Annotated in this window: 13 protein-coding genes; 2 read left to right on the top strand and 11 right to left on the bottom strand. The window is 40.9% G+C overall.

The genetic code is table 11. The annotated features are described in order from the left end of the window. Positions 1-8: 8 nt before the first annotated feature. A complete protein-coding gene (locus V2H41_RS11225; RefSeq protein WP_330975250.1) occupies positions 9-971 on the bottom strand; it encodes a 2-hydroxyacid dehydrogenase in 963 nt (320 codons plus the stop codon). Between the two features lie 37 nt (positions 972-1,008). After that, positions 1,009-2,253 (bottom strand): MFS transporter, encoded by a 1,245-nt coding sequence (locus V2H41_RS11220; protein ID WP_330975249.1) that lies wholly within the window; start codon positions 2,251-2,253, stop codon positions 1,009-1,011. A gap of 106 nt (positions 2,254-2,359) precedes the next feature. On the opposite strand from V2H41_RS11220, the gene V2H41_RS11215 reads away from it, so the two are divergent. Further along, positions 2,360-3,133, top strand: coding sequence for a DeoR/GlpR family DNA-binding transcription regulator (locus tag V2H41_RS11215; RefSeq protein WP_330975248.1), 774 nt, complete (start codon positions 2,360-2,362; stop codon positions 3,131-3,133). Positions 3,134-3,153: 20 nt separating this feature from the next. Here the strand turns inward: V2H41_RS11215 and V2H41_RS11210 are convergent, their stop codons facing one another. The 7 genes from V2H41_RS11210 to V2H41_RS11180 all read right to left on the bottom strand — a co-directional run bounded on the left by V2H41_RS11210 (position 3,154) and on the right by V2H41_RS11180 (position 11,097). Continuing rightward, positions 3,154-3,993 (bottom strand): endonuclease/exonuclease/phosphatase family protein, encoded by an 840-nt coding sequence (locus V2H41_RS11210; protein ID WP_330975247.1) that lies wholly within the window; start codon positions 3,991-3,993, stop codon positions 3,154-3,156. A 13-nt stretch (positions 3,994-4,006) separates the two neighbouring features. Further along, positions 4,007-5,089 carry an SGNH/GDSL hydrolase family protein gene (locus V2H41_RS11205; protein WP_330975246.1) on the bottom strand — a complete coding sequence of 361 codons (1,083 nt, stop codon included), beginning with the start codon at positions 5,087-5,089 and terminating at the stop codon, positions 4,007-4,009. Positions 5,090-5,291: 202 nt separating this feature from the next. After that, a complete protein-coding gene (locus V2H41_RS11200) occupies positions 5,292-6,446 on the bottom strand; it encodes an alpha-hydroxy acid oxidase (protein ID WP_330975245.1) in 1,155 nt (384 codons plus the stop codon). A gap of 116 nt (positions 6,447-6,562) precedes the next feature. Then, a complete protein-coding gene (locus V2H41_RS11195) occupies positions 6,563-7,384 on the bottom strand; it encodes a sugar phosphate isomerase/epimerase family protein (RefSeq protein WP_330975244.1) in 822 nt (273 codons plus the stop codon). An 89-nt stretch (positions 7,385-7,473) separates the two neighbouring features. Then, the gene (locus V2H41_RS11190; protein ID WP_330975243.1) at positions 7,474-8,904 is read right to left on the bottom strand and encodes an alpha/beta hydrolase family protein; all 1,431 of its coding nucleotides are present in this window, start codon (positions 8,902-8,904) and stop codon (positions 7,474-7,476) included. 21 nt (positions 8,905-8,925) lie between these two features. Then, a complete protein-coding gene (locus V2H41_RS11185; RefSeq protein ID WP_330975242.1) occupies positions 8,926-9,870 on the bottom strand; it encodes a dihydrodipicolinate synthase family protein in 945 nt (314 codons plus the stop codon). A 99-nt stretch (positions 9,871-9,969) separates the two neighbouring features. Then, positions 9,970-11,097 (bottom strand): sialidase family protein, encoded by a 1,128-nt coding sequence (locus V2H41_RS11180; RefSeq protein ID WP_330975241.1) that lies wholly within the window; start codon positions 11,095-11,097, stop codon positions 9,970-9,972. A 223-nt stretch (positions 11,098-11,320) separates the two neighbouring features. Between V2H41_RS11180 and V2H41_RS11175 the strand changes: the two genes are divergently transcribed. Then, on the top strand, positions 11,321-14,143 hold the full coding sequence (locus tag V2H41_RS11175; RefSeq protein ID WP_330975240.1) for an FAD-binding and (Fe-S)-binding domain-containing protein: 2,823 nt from the start codon (positions 11,321-11,323) through the stop codon (positions 14,141-14,143). Positions 14,144-14,154: 11 nt separating this feature from the next. Here the strand turns inward: V2H41_RS11175 and def are convergent, their stop codons facing one another. Both def and V2H41_RS11165 read right to left on the bottom strand, forming a co-directional pair. Further along, positions 14,155-14,739 carry a peptide deformylase gene (gene def / locus V2H41_RS11170; protein ID WP_330975239.1) on the bottom strand — a complete coding sequence of 195 codons (585 nt, stop codon included), beginning with the start codon at positions 14,737-14,739 and terminating at the stop codon, positions 14,155-14,157. A gap of 56 nt (positions 14,740-14,795) precedes the next feature. Continuing rightward, complete coding sequence (locus V2H41_RS11165; protein WP_330975238.1) at positions 14,796-15,362, bottom strand: Crp/Fnr family transcriptional regulator; 567 nt, start codon at positions 15,360-15,362, stop codon at positions 14,796-14,798. Positions 15,363-15,467: the final 105 nt, after the last annotated feature.

Here is a 15,467-nt window from a genome sequence, read left to right as displayed (position 1 = left end):
TATTTCCGTTATTGATGAACGGCTTGCTGTTTGGCCCATTGTAATAATTTCTCATTCATGATACGTACATGATGATCTTCCACTTCATGTGTAGCACCTGCGGTATGAGGTGTTGCCAGTACATTAGGATGATCAATGAGGCGGTAATCGGTATCATCCGGAGGTTCATGATCGAATACATCCAGTATGGCGCCACGAATTTTATTACCCTCTATTGCTTCGAGTAGATCATCACGCTTTACAACCGCAGCTCTAGCAGTGTTGACAAAAATGGCGTCTTTCTTCATCAGCCCGATAAGACGTTTATCTATCATACCTATGGTATCTTTATTCACCGGAAGATGAATCGAAACGATATCAGAAGTTGCAAACACTTCTTCCAAACTCACCTGCTTGTAGTCTTCAAATGGAGTTGTAATAAATGGGTCATAAAATTGGATCTTGCAAGGGAAAGACTTCACCATACCGGCAATACGTTGCCCTACTGCACCAAATCCAACCATACCGATGGTCATACCGGCGATTTCATTGCCCTTAAACTGTAGATAAGAGTCGTGTGCTCCGGCCTGCCAGTTGCGCCCCTTCAACCACTCGATCGAAGGAATCGTTTTACGCAAGAAAGTGATCACATTAGCTATAAACATTTCCGCTACTGCCTGTGCATTCCGAGCAGGAGTGTTAAATACTTCAATACCTAGTTCTTTAGCAACCTGTACGGCTACATTAGATGGTGTACCTCTACAAACACCAATAAATTTCAAACGAGCATGCTTACGAATCACATCTTCCGTTACTTCGTCGTGCTCCGTAATTAGCGCATCCGCTTGTGTTTCTGTCAATAGGTTATCTAATTCTGATGCATTAAAGGCGCGCCCGTTTTCTTTCCATACCTTATAAACAACTTTTCCAAAACAGGCTTCCAACTCTTTACGTCCCGCTTCATTGTAAGGCGCAGTAATTAAAATAGTCATATATCTCTTTGATTTTTATAATTAAACAGCTATAATTCTATGCATTATTATCTTGTGCTTTGGGCAATGTGATGAACTGTGTAAGAACCGCACTAACGAAATACAGAATGGCTAAGATCCATATAACACCTGCATTTCCTAGAGGACCAATAAACAGTCGCACAATTAGTGGGCCTGCCACTACCGATAAGCCGGCTCCTAGGTTTAAAAATGCCATAGCAGCCCCTTTCCCTTTAGTAACCAAGGATGGTACTAATGCCGATAAAGGCACATAACCCGCCAATAGTGCACCCCAGAGCACACCACTCAACATCACCATATAAAAGCTACCATTGAAAATCTGAGGTGAATAATAAAATAATAGTGTGGATAAAGCACAACCCACGCCACCAAATACCGAAACGGTTCTACGCCATCCTAAGCGGTCACCCACAAAACCGAAAATGAGATTGAATATTATATTGGCTGTAAAGATGGTACCCCATATCTTCAGCCAGTCTTCTGTAGAGAAATTATACTTTTCAAAATAAAGCGGCATAAATACCGGAAAGGCAAACTGAGCAGTAGTATTAATAGTTCGAACAATCCCCCCCAGTAATACCTTTGGCTCTTTTACTGCAATGGCAAAACTCTCTTTTACTTCCTGCAGTTTGTTACGCGAGCCTGTTTTTTCTACTTTATCGCGATTAAGCAGTAGAGCAAATACTACCCCCAATGCCACCCAGAACAATGAAGTCCATAATGTATTGAGATGTCCCAGCCGAGATATTGCCCAGCTGGAATAATAAGCGCCAAATACATTTAAACCACCTGTAAACACAAACCAGAACCAACCTACAGCTGTTCCCAGTCTGCTCTGTGGAGTACGATAGGTGATCCACACCAAAAATGTGTAAGCAAATAAAGGATAACCAAAACCACGAATGGCATAAGTCAGCATCATAGTGGGAAAATCTAGGTTTTGGAGTCCTACACCCACAAATCCCACAGTACCAGCTACAAACAGCAAAAAGCCCACCCACATCATTTTTCGCACACCCCATCCTTCGGCCAATATGCCTGACAGGAATGAGGAAACAGCCACAGTAAAACCGTAAACACTAAAAAGTGTTGCGGCTTGCTCAATATTGAGACCGCGGTTATTAATCAAATAAGGGCTTAGCCAGCCTTGCTCTACCCCATCTCCCATCATGAAGATGAGAATTCCTAGATACCCCCAAGCGAGGTGTTTGGGAAGACCTATTTTAGCAAACAATCCGTTTTGAGTTAAGTCGTTATTCATATATGCAAGAAATTTTAACAAAATAAAATAAATTTAAACATTTTTAAAAATAAAAATTAAATTTAAAAATAGCAATTTTATCCCCTGATTTTAAACCCTATTCACCATGGCAACAAGAACCATTACTGAGCGACATGAGCACATCTTAAACGAGATCAATAAAAAAGGTAAGGTAAACATCGACGACTTAGCCCGAGAAATGAAGGTTTCGGGCGTAACAATCCGTAAGGATTTGAAAATCCTGGAGGAAAAAAACTTACTATTTAGAACAAAAGGTGGCGCCTCTCTCAATAATCCCTACGCCGTGGATCGTCCCATAAATGAAAAAGAATTTATTAATATTGAAGAAAAGAAAAAGATTGCGAAAGCAGCTTTAAGCTTAATTAAAAACGCCGACTCTATCATGATTGGCTCGGGTACCACTGCTTTTGCCTTGGCATCCGCGCTTCATCCCCAGCACAAAGTCACAGTAATTACGCCTGCACTAAAAGTGGGACTAGAGCTCAGTAATCGTACCAATGTGGAAGTACTTCAATTAGGAGGTTTAATCAGACCAAATTCTTCTTCTGTTGCCGGAGGGTATGCGCTTCAGATTCTGGAAGATATTTCTTGCGAACTGCTCTTTCTTGGTGTGGACGGAATCGACATGGATCATGGCGCCACAATTTCTAACCTTACCGAAGCCACATTAAACAGGAAGATGATTGACGCAGCCCAAACACTTATTCTTCTAGCCGACAGTACGAAGTTTAATAGACGTGGAGTGGCAAAAATCTGCGGTATCGAACAAATCTCTTATATCGTAACAGATGATAAAATTACTCCTGAACTGGTAAATCAGTTTGAAGAAAGAGGTATTAAAGTAATTATTGGTTCATAGGCCTTTGCCGAACCCAACAATCATTTAGTAATAATTATATCAGCAAGCAGCGGCAAATGATCGAGGTCGTTGAGTCCGGTTGTGGGTGCCGACACATTCATGATCTTAATATTGCTGCTCGTAATAATATTATCGATATGCCTATCGGGCGCATCCTGCATACGATCCAGTATTACTGTTCTACTTGTTGCAAACCACCCCAGATGTCCGCCGTTAGCTATATTAAACCCGGCTTCCTTGAAGGATAGTACGGCATCGTCTTTAGCATTGAAATCTCCGGCACAAATAAAGTATTCATACTTTTTCAATTCATTCTTAATGGCTTCTAATGCCTTCTTATGACCGGCAGCCTGCCAAGGAATATGAGTGGAAATAACTTGTACAATGATATCACCTAATTTCAAGTCGCCTATTAATGCATAATAATCCTCATACCAATACTGTGTACGAATATTCTGCAAGTGATAGTTTGTAGCTATGCCATTAAAAATCCAAGTGTGTGCTTTACCAAAATAGAGATTATTGTAGTAGGGCTTTAATAGCTCATCTGCCGCATTATAAGTACTATCCTGATCGAAGTATTGATTCCATTCTTGCACAAAGAAGATATCCATACTCTGTTCTCCAATCCACTTTTTCCAATTCAGCAGCTCTTTCTGTATATATCTATCCGTAGTAGAATTTTTATTGGGGTAAAACCTTTTACCTTTAGGCTCATACCCCCCTTTCATTCCCTGATTAAAGTGTCCTACATTATAAGTACCAACTCGTAGTTTAACGGGCGTACGATCTCTTTCTTGAGCAACAGAATGTGATAAGAACGACAAAGCTATGATACAGCATAAAAACACTTTCTTCATAAGAGCAATTCGATTAGTGTAGTAGAGGTTTGAGAATACGTGTGAGTTCGGGCTGAATTACTTGTAGCATACGATCAAAACCAATATCATTGGGATGTACACCATCTGTGGTGCCCTCATGATCTTTTCCTAAAAGATTATCGCCTTTGATCAAATAAAGATTTTTAACCCCCTTCTTTATCAACTGCTGATATTCTTGATAAGCATTCTCGTTTTGCTGACGCACTCTTTCTCTGACTACTTGATTAAAATTACCCGATTCCCTAATCACACTTTGTATTATGATAATGGGAGCATTAGGATGCTTTGCTCTGATAGCCTTCACCAGATACCCTGTGCGTTGGGCAATCTGCTCCGGACTTGGATTAGCAAAGCAATCTAGTACAAAGGCGTCTGCATCAATGGTAGCCAGCATATCTGCTACTTCTTTTTCCATTTTCCCATTTCCGCTTAATCCTAGGTTAATAAAATTGACTCCCATCTCTCTTGATAATCTTGCTGGATAAGCCATTCCGGGTCTGCTAGCCGAAGCACCCTGCGTTATACTAGAACCATAAATCACAACTTTCTTTTTGAAAGGATTAATACCTCGCACCACTTGATAACCACTATCCACTCCGATCTGTAAACTTTTCACCTCATCATATAAAGGTAGATATAGCAAACACTCTTTTTCGGAATTATCCATGTTTTCTACCATTATATATTCGCTGCAAACATTGCTAGGGCGACCTACGCCGGCAAATACCCACTTCCCTTCACGTTTAATGTACAAATCCAAGCCTTTATTGACAATGGGTGTCATATTGTTGCTCTGCCTTCTGTTTGTCACACACCACTTCGCGGCAATACGAGGACTTCGGGTCTTAAAAGAAATAACAAGCCCTGCGGAGTTAGTAAGCAATTGCTTGACCGCCGCAGGGAAGTCCGGATATAATGTAGTATCAATTCTGTGATAACTTTTCAGAGGAAAGGCTTGACCTATCAATTCTAAAGAAGCTGCATCGGTAAATACAAGCGAAGGGACTTTTGGAGACTGGGCCTGAAGAAAACTATACAGGCCCATACTAATCAGTAGCAGTACTATTCTTTGCATATGGCTCAATAAATTAATCACTCTAAATTAGCCATAAACGTCTATTAGTGCATCCCGATCTACAAATTTTACAGTGAAAAACTTAAACAACCACTCCATCACGTGAGTATCGGCCATCCTAATAGTGAAATAGCCTCACTTAAAGCTTCCATCTATCACCATTTATTACGGAAGGGTATAAATATGCCGATGAGCAAATCACTTATTTAATCAAACACGACGGAAGCTCTTCCGGCCTTTCGCAGCAAACCTGCTCCATTACCTGTTTTAATTGAGCCTTCAGCATTGCAATCGTGTGATCGCCCCCTTTATTTCCCAGGGCCCCTACACCATACATAAATGGGCGACCCATAAAAGCAAAATCAGCGCCACAGGCCAGCGCCCTTGCAATATCTGGACCAGAGCGCAGACCACTATCGATCATAATCTTATACTTACTCTTGTAATGTGTTACCAGCCTTTTTAAAGATTGAATCGTGGATTCGCCAGCATCAATCTGTCGCCCTCCGTGATTGGAAATAATAATCCCATCCACACCAATCTGCGCACAAAGCTCCGCATCTTCTTCACTCACCACTCCTTTTACTACCAACTTACCGGGCCAAAGATCTCTAATAGCACGTACTTTATCTGCATCCACCTTACCGCTAAATGTATCGTTCATAAACTTCCCCAGCTGCTTTATATCCATTCCCTTGCGCATATAAGGCTTTAAAGTAGCAAAAGAAGGCATTCCAGCTCGCAAAGTTTCTAGCGCCCAAATGGGTCGTGTAGCAGCTTGGATAAAATTACGCAACGTGTGTTTCGGCGGCATAGACAAACCTGCCCTTATCTCTCTGTATCGAAGCCCGAAGGAAGGCACATCCACCAGCACCACCAACACCTGACACTCTACATCCTGCAGACGTCTTAGAATATCATCGCGCAAACTGTTTTCCTTGGGATGATACAATTGAAACCAAAATTTACTTTCTGTCAAAACCGCAATCTGTTCAATACTGCTGGTAGAAACCGTACTCAGAATAAAAGGAATATTGTGTTTCAAAGCCGCTTTAGCTAAAATATCCGGAGCATTCGGCCACATTAATCCCTGCAGGCCTACCGGCGCAATACCAAAAGGTGCACTATAGGTAGTTCCAAATAAATCCACGCTCATGTCTACTTCCTTCCGCTTCTTTAAATAACGTGGCATTAAAAGAATATGCTTAAAATCCTCTTCGTTACGCCATACGTTCAGTTCATCATTACATCCGCCTTCGAGATAATCGAAAGCAAACTTGGGCATACGCTTTTTAGCTTTTTTCTTCAAATCCTGAACAGAAGGGTACTTGGGATAATACTGCAGGGTATTACTCATATAGCAAAATTAACTTTAATATATTTTCACAAGATTAATGTATATGGACCGATTCCTTATCCTGCCCCATCCGGCAGCAAATAATGCCAATGAATGTGCTTAAGTAAGGGGGAATGCTATTCCGGCTGAAAAATCTTTTTCAGGTAGGCCACATTAGCACCGTAGTTATAACGAACATTGGACGGCTGAGTTGCATCACGACTGCGTTCGACCACTAACCATCCCTTCCATTTCATTCGATCAAGGGTTTTCTTTATTCGATAAAGATCAATCTCCGGATCGTATTGTAACCACACACTATCCTTGTTCGTTGCATGAATCATTGCAATATTCTTCTTCCCTAATGTCCTTAATTCCTTATCCAAATCCCTTCCCTCTTTAATGGCATTGGAAAAGTTAAAGCATATTTTTATGGCAGGATTATGAATTTCGCGCAATAGTTTTTTCTCCTCTTTAGCAGATAGTGAAGTTTCAATAGCTACTACCACACCTGCTTTTGCAGCCATAGCACCTACCCATCGTAGGCGTGATACTACAGCATTTCTTACCGATGGATTTTTCTTCATATCGCATTGCACGCCCATCGGCAAAAAAGCCAGCTTCACATTCATCAATTTCATGGTTCGAATACAATCCTCTATAGATTTTTCAAAAGCTTCACGCCCGCAGAAAGATTGTGCATAATAGCCGGTCATAGCCAAGCAAAAGATCTCTACGTTATTATCTTTTGCGGCTTGCAAAAATCGTTCTCTTACCGAATCGATGAGCAGTTTATTATCAAATGTAGGACGGTTGCCTAAGCCTCCCATGTCCACTTCCAATCCGTCAGCATTGAGCTCCTTTGCCAAAGGAATAGCACTGAGCTTTTGACGCTTTAATAGCATCAAGTCAATAACCCCAATTTTATATCTATCCTGCTGTGCCTTTATATATGGCATAACAGATAGCATCATCAGAAGAACCAGCAATAACTTCTTAATTGTTTTACAAACCACCCTACAATATTTTAGTTAACAAATAAGCCTTGTTATTTTATAGCCTCTTCAAAAACCTTACGAAGATTATCAAATCCCATCACGGCATGAGCAGGGAGGCGCTCCCCCTTCTCTCCAAACACGTACATATCCGTCTTCTTCTCGATAGTAATGTCCGACTCATCTATATTACCATTTCTATCAAGTATAGCATTCATATTTAGGCCAAGATGTTTTGCCATAAAACGGTATACAGCCTCACGTTTTTCAATGTTAAAGTCGTGTTTCCCTTCAGGGAAATGCACATTCTCTACATGATCTTTTCGATCATACCATTGATATATTTTTTGCAAATAAGGAAAGTCATGTTCTGGCATCTTATCAGTCCAATCTGCCCCATCGCTAATGAGCAATTGAGGGCGGGGAGCTGCCATCGCTGCGATTTCTACATTGTTAGTTCCACCCTCACACAAGTGAATGGGCATTCCACTTTCGCAAGGACAGCCTCCATAGAAATAAGATGAAACCGAAACAACAGGAGCTGAAACTTTAATACGATCATCAATGGCAGTCATTAGTATGGTATGACTACCACCACCAGATCCACCGGTAATAGCTACTCTGCTCGTATCCGCCTCCTTAAGGCTCAACAAATAATCCAGTATACGTATCGCACCCAAAATCTGAATGGTTTGAGCAAGGGCCTTCCGATGATCTTCATACTTAAATTGCAACTCCGACTCCCCCCATCCAAACAAATCGTAGCTAATGGCAATTGCCCCCATTTTTGCAAATGCCGCACAGCGCAGCTGACAATCGGCACGAAAGCGGTGATCCTGCCAATGGCCATCAGGATTCATTATCACCGGAACTTTCCCCTTGATTTTATCGGGACGATAAATAGAACCATTTATCCATACTCCTTTCAGAATCTCAATAGCTATATTACTCACCGTATATCCCCTATACTTACGCACAGGCGTTTCAATAGGTTTGCTTAAAGGGTAAGTGGGAAGTTTGGAAAGACGCAGTGCATGCAATAAGCAAGACTTTAGTTTTTCTTTTCTGTGCTGCCATTCCTCTAGATTATTATAGTGAGCTGCGATTCGGTCTAACTCAGCCCACCCATCTTGCGGTTGCCAACGGTAGTATTCGTAATTTCCAATTTTGTAACGCTTCGTACCATCTCGCCTTGCCATTAAATCAAAAGGAGCTAAAATGTTTTTCAATGTCTCCTCTACATCCGCACGATATCGCCAACGGGCGTAGGGTAAAATCTTTCCGTCAATTAATGAACTATCAAAACGAAGCGTAATACTATACCGTTGCTGCACTTCCGCCAGCACCTCCTTCAAGGGCATCGCATAAGCGCTATCACTATTTGACTGCGCTTCTACTTTTAATACTAACAGCAAAAAAATAAAGAAGCTCGTCAGCAATTTTTTAAATTGCTTATTGATAATGAAAAAATCAATGGCAAGCATATTCCATATTTTTAAACAAACCTAAGTCACTTTCACAGTCCGAATATCTAACTGCTCACACCAGTATAAAAACTTATCGTATAATAAATCTAACTCTTTTTTTTGTTCAGGAGTAGGATGCATGGCATAGGCACGGCTGATATGCTTTACAGGCAAGCCTCTTTTCTGTAAAAAATATTTTGCACTCATTGGATAAGCAATATGAATCATAGGGTCAACTGCCGTAAGCTCTTCTTGCAACCATTTTACTTTTTCCAACATATCGGCATCATTGGCATGTTCTACCATCCATACCAATACTTCCGGATAAAAGTTGCCTGATATGGAAGACATACCCACCGCCCCATGCTGCATACTAAACATAGCATTCGGAGTATGCGCATCATAAAACTCCAATTTGTTAGGCACTTCCTGTAGCACTTTCAGCTTGGCCTCTACATATTCCCGTTTAATGGAAGTGTCCTTATGATAAACGAATCTGTTTGTCTGTACTAATTGTTTAAAAACAGCAGTGCTTAGAATACGCTTGTATGGCGCCGGACATTCATAAATTCCCAAAGGAATATTCTGTGTGAGTGCAAGCATGTTTTCAAAATTGCGCAATAACACATTATCATCCTCGTCAACTTTTGCAAAATGGCCGGAAATTAATATCACGGCATCTACACCTGTATCATAAATACGCTTGGTAAAAGCGGCCTTTTCTTCGATAGTGAATCCAAATGAACCCGTAGCCACTACAGGCGCTCGACCATTCACATATTTCACAATATGTCTGGTCAATTCAAGTCGCTCGGCTTCGCTGATACTGAACATTTCACTGCTCAGACAATTCGCAAAAAAGCCTTTTACCCCCGCTTTGAGATAAAAATCAATCAAAACATTTAATGCGTCATAATCAATCTCGGCCTTAACGTTAAAGGGCGTAATCATTACAGGCACAAACTTCCCGGCAAGCGTCTGCATTTTTTAGGCTAAAGTTTATACTTTTTAGCAGCAAATCGATGTAGGATACTATCAATATGATGGAAAATTTTGCTACCTCGAAAGAGCACGCTAGATGCATCAATCATCTGTCACAACCCCCTTGGCAGTAATCTTACCAGGCCACTGTTTGTTTTTAATTTCAGTTAATATCAATTTAGAAGGATCAATCTTTACGTACTTGATTTTTTCTCTTCGCCAAGTATAAACAATATGTACCATTCCATCTTTACTTTGTATAACGGATGGATAAGAATACTGACTAATGGGAGAATCTTCCAATACTAATGCTGCATACCATTTTTTACCATCCTGGGATAAGGCTACATTCAGTGGTGTACGTGGCCCTTTACCTTTTACCCAACTGGAATCAGGAAGTACATGATTATACACGAGCAACTGACGGCCATCATGCAATGTCACCGCATCTGTTCCGGAGTTATTATTAGGCAAATCTAGGGCAGACATTTCGGACCATGTTTTTCCACCATCATTGCTCCAAGTTTGAAATATCACGGTATTTCTAGTACGTCCAATAGCCTGTAGTTGTCCATTTGAATATTTTAAAATAGAGGGTTGAATAGCCATGAATTTTTCCGGCTCATTAATCGGTTGCGATTTAGACCATGTTTTTCCCCAATCCGAAGTATATTCAAAATGCACCTTCCATCCATTCTTCTCTGTACTGGAAGGACAAATTAATACCCCATTCACCAATTCGGGTTTATTTTTAATGGGACCTAAAAAGCCATCAGGTAGTGGCTCGCGCTCACTCCAAGTATGTCCGTTATCTTTTGAACGCTTTAGCCAACCCGTCCAACCTGCGACATTCGGTCCTATTTTATAAAATAACAATAATTCTTTTTGCGGTGTATAATACAAAACAGGATTGTAACAGGCATAACGTGTAGAGTCGTTTAAAACCCCATCAGCAACCATAACTGGCGCTGTCCACTTTCCATCTTTTAGATGACTCAGCCAAATGCACACATCACTATGCCCTTCTTTGGTTCCACCAAACCAAGCAGCTACAATTCCTTCGTCAGTTTCAGCTATAGTGGCGGCATGAGATTGAGGGAAAGGCGCCTTATCAAAAATGAATTCATCTACCAAAATTCCCTGCTTCCACCTATTTTGCTGAGCAAATAGAAGAACAGGTGTGAACAACATACAAACAATCGAACAAATGATCAATAATTTCACTTTCATAACTCTATTTATAATCTGAAACAATTCCATATTGAAATATATCATCAATCGTAAACACATTCAAACGTACAGATTTTTCAGCACATTGGCTTTTTGCTTGTACTGCTTTACAGGCATATTCCCTAATAGACACTTCTGTCAGAGACGATTATACCTTGAAATTCCACACACACTTCTCAATGTAAAAACATACCTTTACGTCCGCAATTAATATTTACAGAAGATGGAACTCCGGCAACTTCTTAATGCAATACTTCCCGATGAAAGAATTAAGACAAAGCTCATTGATGTTATTACTTATGCTTCCGACGCCGGTTTCTATCAGCTTATTCCGAAAGCTGTAGTGCAGCCGGTAAACGAAGAAGAAATTAAACAACTATTCGCTTTCTCCCATACTCATCAAATACCTATTGTATTCCGCACCGGCGGCAGTAGTCTTTCCGGGCAAAGCATTACCGATGGCATTTTGGTAGATTTGAGCCGCTTCTGGAATAAGATCAATATTGAGCAAAACGCCTCGCAAGTACGTGTACAACCAGGCATAACCGGTGCAATGGTTAATGCCTACCTGAGACCATATTCTTGCAAAATCGGTCCGGACCCTTCTAGTATTTCAGTGGCGATGATGGGTGGCATCTTGTCGAATAACTCTAGCGGCATGTGCTGTGGCGTACGATTCAACTCTTATCACACTACTAAATATATAAGATTTATTTTGCCGGATGGTAATGTCTACTCCACCGAAAACGCAGAGGACTATCATCGTTTTCTTACGCATAACAAAACATTGGCCGATGAGCTAACTAGTTTAAGAAATATAGTGCTGAGCAATGAAACATTGCTCCATAAAATCCGTTCAAAATACCAGACAAAAAACACGGTTGGTTATTCTCTAAATGCATTGGTGGATTATGAGCATCCCTTGGATATTTTTGCGCATCTGTTGATTGGCGCAGAGGGCACCTTGGCCTTCATCTCTGAAGCTGTAATGCACACCATCCCCGACCTACCCTATAAATCTACAGCACTTTTATACTTCACCGATATTTATGCAGCATGTAAGGCTATTGCACCGCTTATCGAAACGGGTGCAGAAATGGTAGAACTGATGGACAGAGCATCGTTACGTTCTGTCGAAAATGTAAAAGGTATTGATCCGCTGATTAAAGAACTGCCTGAACCTACTGCAGCGCTGCTCATCGAGTTTCAGGAGCAAGAACAAAGTCGGCTGAATGAACGTGTAGCCACCTTCATGAATCGTATTGGCGAGTTTTCACTACTCAACGAACCTGTATTCACGGAAGATCCTGCACAGCGAGCATTCTATTGGAAAATTCGTAAAGGTTTGTTTCCAGCTGTAGGTGCTGTAAGAGCTAGTGGAACGACAGTGATTCTAGAAGATGTAGCGTTTCCTTTACATCTATTGGGCGATGCCATTCTGGATCTACAAAAGTTGTTCAAAGAATACAACTATGATAATGCCATCATTTTTGGTCATGCCAAAGATGGCAATATTCACTTTGTCGTAACTCAGGCTTTCGACACAACGGATGAAGTAAAACGCTATCAGAACTTCCTGAATGATGTAGTAGAGCTGGTAGTAAAAAAATACAATGGCACATTGAAGGCAGAGCACGGTACGGGTAGAAACATGGCTCCCTTTGTCGAAACAGAATGGGGAGGTGAAGCCTATGCCATCATGAAGCGTATTAAAGAAGCTGCCGACCCGTACAATCTATTAAACCCAGGCGTCATTATCAATGCCGATAAAGAAGCTCACATTAAAAATCTAAAGCCCTTACCTTCTGTAGAGGAAGAGGTGGATAAATGTATTGAGTGTGGCTACTGCGAACATCGCTGTCCGAGCCGCGATCTCACTATGACGCCGCGACGCAGAATTGTAGCACGAAGAGCCCTGGCTCAATTACAACATCGTGATAAAACAGCATACAATCAGCTCCTAAAAGAATATCAATACCATGGTATGGACACCTGTGCAGTAGACGGATTATGTGCAGGAGCTTGTCCCGTGGATATTAATACAGGCGACTTAATTAAAAGACTAAGAAGAGAAAACCACTCAGCATCTATCAATAAGCGTGCATTATGGGTAGCCAAAAATTTTGGCTGGGTAGAAAAAACGGTACGCGCTGCATTATATGCAGGCGGAAGTTTGGATACCCTCACCGGCAAAAAGGTATTAAAGCCCCTTACTGCAGCACTAAAAAAATTAATACCCGATATACCGCAATGGTCAACTCATTTAGGTATACCACCTAGTCTAAAATCTTTATCTACCCCTGCCATCACACATATAGATGCACCTACTATAGTTTATTTTCCGGCCTGTATTTCTAGAGTATTGGGACGTGGTGAAAAAGGCAAAAAGAACATCATGGAAACCTTTATGAGTGTTTCAAAGAAAGCAGGCATGAATGTAAAGGTACTCCAAAACATATCTGGTACCTGTTGCGGGCAGATATTTTCATCTAAAGGATTTTACCCGGCCTACAAGTATACCGCCAATAAAATTGTGGAACATCTATGGCGCGATACAGAACAAGGAAAATATCCTGTAGTGATGGATGTTAGCTCTTGTACATATACTTTACATCATCTACGTCCAGCTCTGTCTGAAGAAAACCAACAGTGTTACGATCAATTACATATCATCGATAGTGTGGATTATCTGCATGATTATGTATTACCGAAAGTTTCCGTTCACAGTAAAAAGAATAAAGTAGTACTACATCCAGTGTGTGCCCTTGAAAAAATGGGCATCGAACACAAGCTGGAAAATGTAGCTAAGGCTTTTGCTCATGCAGTAACAGTGCCGAAGCATGCAGGTTGTTGTGGCATGGCTGGAGATAGAGGCTTTCTTTTCCCTGAACTCACTGCATCAGCTACAGCAGCCGAGGCAAAGGAAGTTTGTGAAACAGTATATGAGGGCTATTATTCATCTACCAAGACCTGTGAAATAGCCATGAGTGAAGCCGTAAAGCAGAATTATGAATCGATTCTTTATCTAGCAGATGAATGTTTGTAGAGATTAGAACCCTATCGTAGAAAACGCATAGGATAACGGGAATATATCTGTCCTTTCTGAACCTTTTTAAGTTTCCCCTCCAGCAGTTTTCGTTTTAAAGGGTTCAAATAATCTAAAAACAAGACGCCTTCGGTATGATCATACTCATGCTGAATCATACGCGCGGTAAGTCCACTGAAAATTTTTGTATGCAATTCAAATTCCGCGTTGTAATAGGATACAGTCACAGACCATGGTCGTTGTACCGGTTGTAACACACCGGGAATACTCAGACAACCTTCTTCGTCTATCCATTCTTCCGTAGAACGCTCGGTGATTCGGGCGTTGATAAAGGTTTCCCTAATACCCTCATCCTCCGCTGAATAGTAGTGCTTTCTTTCTTCCTCGTCCAGATATTCAAAGGTGGTTTTACTATCCACAATAAAAAGCCTGATAGGAAGCCCAATCTGAGGAGCAGCCAATCCACAACCATTGGCACGTTCCATCGTATCCCACATATCAGGTATCAGCTTGTCTAAATCGGGATAATGGCGATCAATATCCTCACAAGGCTGTTGTAAAATACTGTGTCCATAAGCTAAAATAGCCCGAGTCATATTATAATTTTAGTACAAAAATGCCCGAAATAAACGGGATAAAAAATGAACATATGTTAATAAATCTGCCGACGAATACGACTCAAACCCTGCGGAGTAATACCAATATAAGATGCTACATATTTCAACGGTACAGATTGCAAAATTTCTGGTTGCTCATTCAACAATTGCATGTAACGCTCTTTGGCACTAAGCTTCAGCAAGGATAGTTCGCGCTTGCTTTTTACTAGTAATAACTTTTCAGCTGCCAGGCGCCCCAAGCAATTACCCACCCGAGTTTGCACATATATCTTTTGTAAATCGCTATAGGATATTTGCCACGCAAGCGTTTCGGTCAGTGCCTGCATTGCATACTCAGAGGGTGTACGCGTTAAAAAAGAGTCATAGGCACAGGCAAATTCCTTCTCAAAGCAGAAATTGAATGTCAATTCATTCTCATCATCCGGAATATAAAAACGCACAATACCTTTTTCAATAAATGTAAGATACTGTTCTACCTCACCTTGCCGGGTAATTATTTGATGCTTTTTGAATCGTTTTCGCCTAAAATGAGCAGCAATAATCGCCCATTCAGACTCCTGTAGCGGCACCATTCTTTCATAATATTCCCGGATATATCCCATAAAAAATTTGCAGGAGGTATTAGCCCCTGCAAATTTATTCTAATTAACGATATCACAAGTATTCTATGTCTAAGGACATACCTAAATACTTGTGCATTTACACGC

It is taken from the genome of Niabella digestorum (assembly GCF_036409055.1).
In the GTDB taxonomy this organism is placed as follows: Bacteria; Bacteroidota; Bacteroidia; order Chitinophagales; family Chitinophagaceae; genus Niabella; species Niabella composti.
Note: the sequence above shows the minus strand (reverse complement) of the source record. Positions and strands in the feature narration are given on the sequence as shown.

Bases quoted from the DNA above. Each gene is read 5' to 3' on its own strand.
- V2H41_RS11225 (WP_330975250.1), bottom strand. From the start codon at position 971: ATGACTATTTTAATTACTGCGCCTTACAATGAAGCGGGACGTAAAGAG.
- V2H41_RS11220 (WP_330975249.1), bottom strand. From the start codon at position 2,253: ATGAATAACGACTTAACTCAAAACGGATTGTTTGCTAAAATAGGTCTT.
- V2H41_RS11215 (WP_330975248.1), top strand. From the start codon at position 2,360: ATGGCAACAAGAACCATTACTGAGCGACATGAGCACATCTTAAACGAG.
- V2H41_RS11210 (WP_330975247.1), bottom strand. From the start codon at position 3,993: ATGAAGAAAGTGTTTTTATGCTGTATCATAGCTTTGTCGTTCTTATCA.
- V2H41_RS11205 (WP_330975246.1), bottom strand. From the start codon at position 5,089: ATGCAAAGAATAGTACTGCTACTGATTAGTATGGGCCTGTATAGTTTT.
- V2H41_RS11200 (WP_330975245.1), bottom strand. From the start codon at position 6,446: ATGAGTAATACCCTGCAGTATTATCCCAAGTACCCTTCTGTTCAGGAT.
- V2H41_RS11195 (WP_330975244.1), bottom strand. From the start codon at position 7,384: ATGCCATATATAAAGGCACAGCAGGATAGATATAAAATTGGGGTTATT.
- V2H41_RS11190 (WP_330975243.1), bottom strand. From the start codon at position 8,904: ATGCTTGCCATTGATTTTTTCATTATCAATAAGCAATTTAAAAAATTG.
- V2H41_RS11185 (WP_330975242.1), bottom strand. From the start codon at position 9,870: ATGCAGACGCTTGCCGGGAAGTTTGTGCCTGTAATGATTACGCCCTTT.
- V2H41_RS11180 (WP_330975241.1), bottom strand. From the start codon at position 11,097: ATGAAAGTGAAATTATTGATCATTTGTTCGATTGTTTGTATGTTGTTC.
- V2H41_RS11175 (WP_330975240.1), top strand. From the start codon at position 11,321: ATGGAACTCCGGCAACTTCTTAATGCAATACTTCCCGATGAAAGAATT.
- def (WP_330975239.1), bottom strand. From the start codon at position 14,739: ATGACTCGGGCTATTTTAGCTTATGGACACAGTATTTTACAACAGCCT.
- V2H41_RS11165 (WP_330975238.1), bottom strand. From the start codon at position 15,362: ATGGGATATATCCGGGAATATTATGAAAGAATGGTGCCGCTACAGGAG.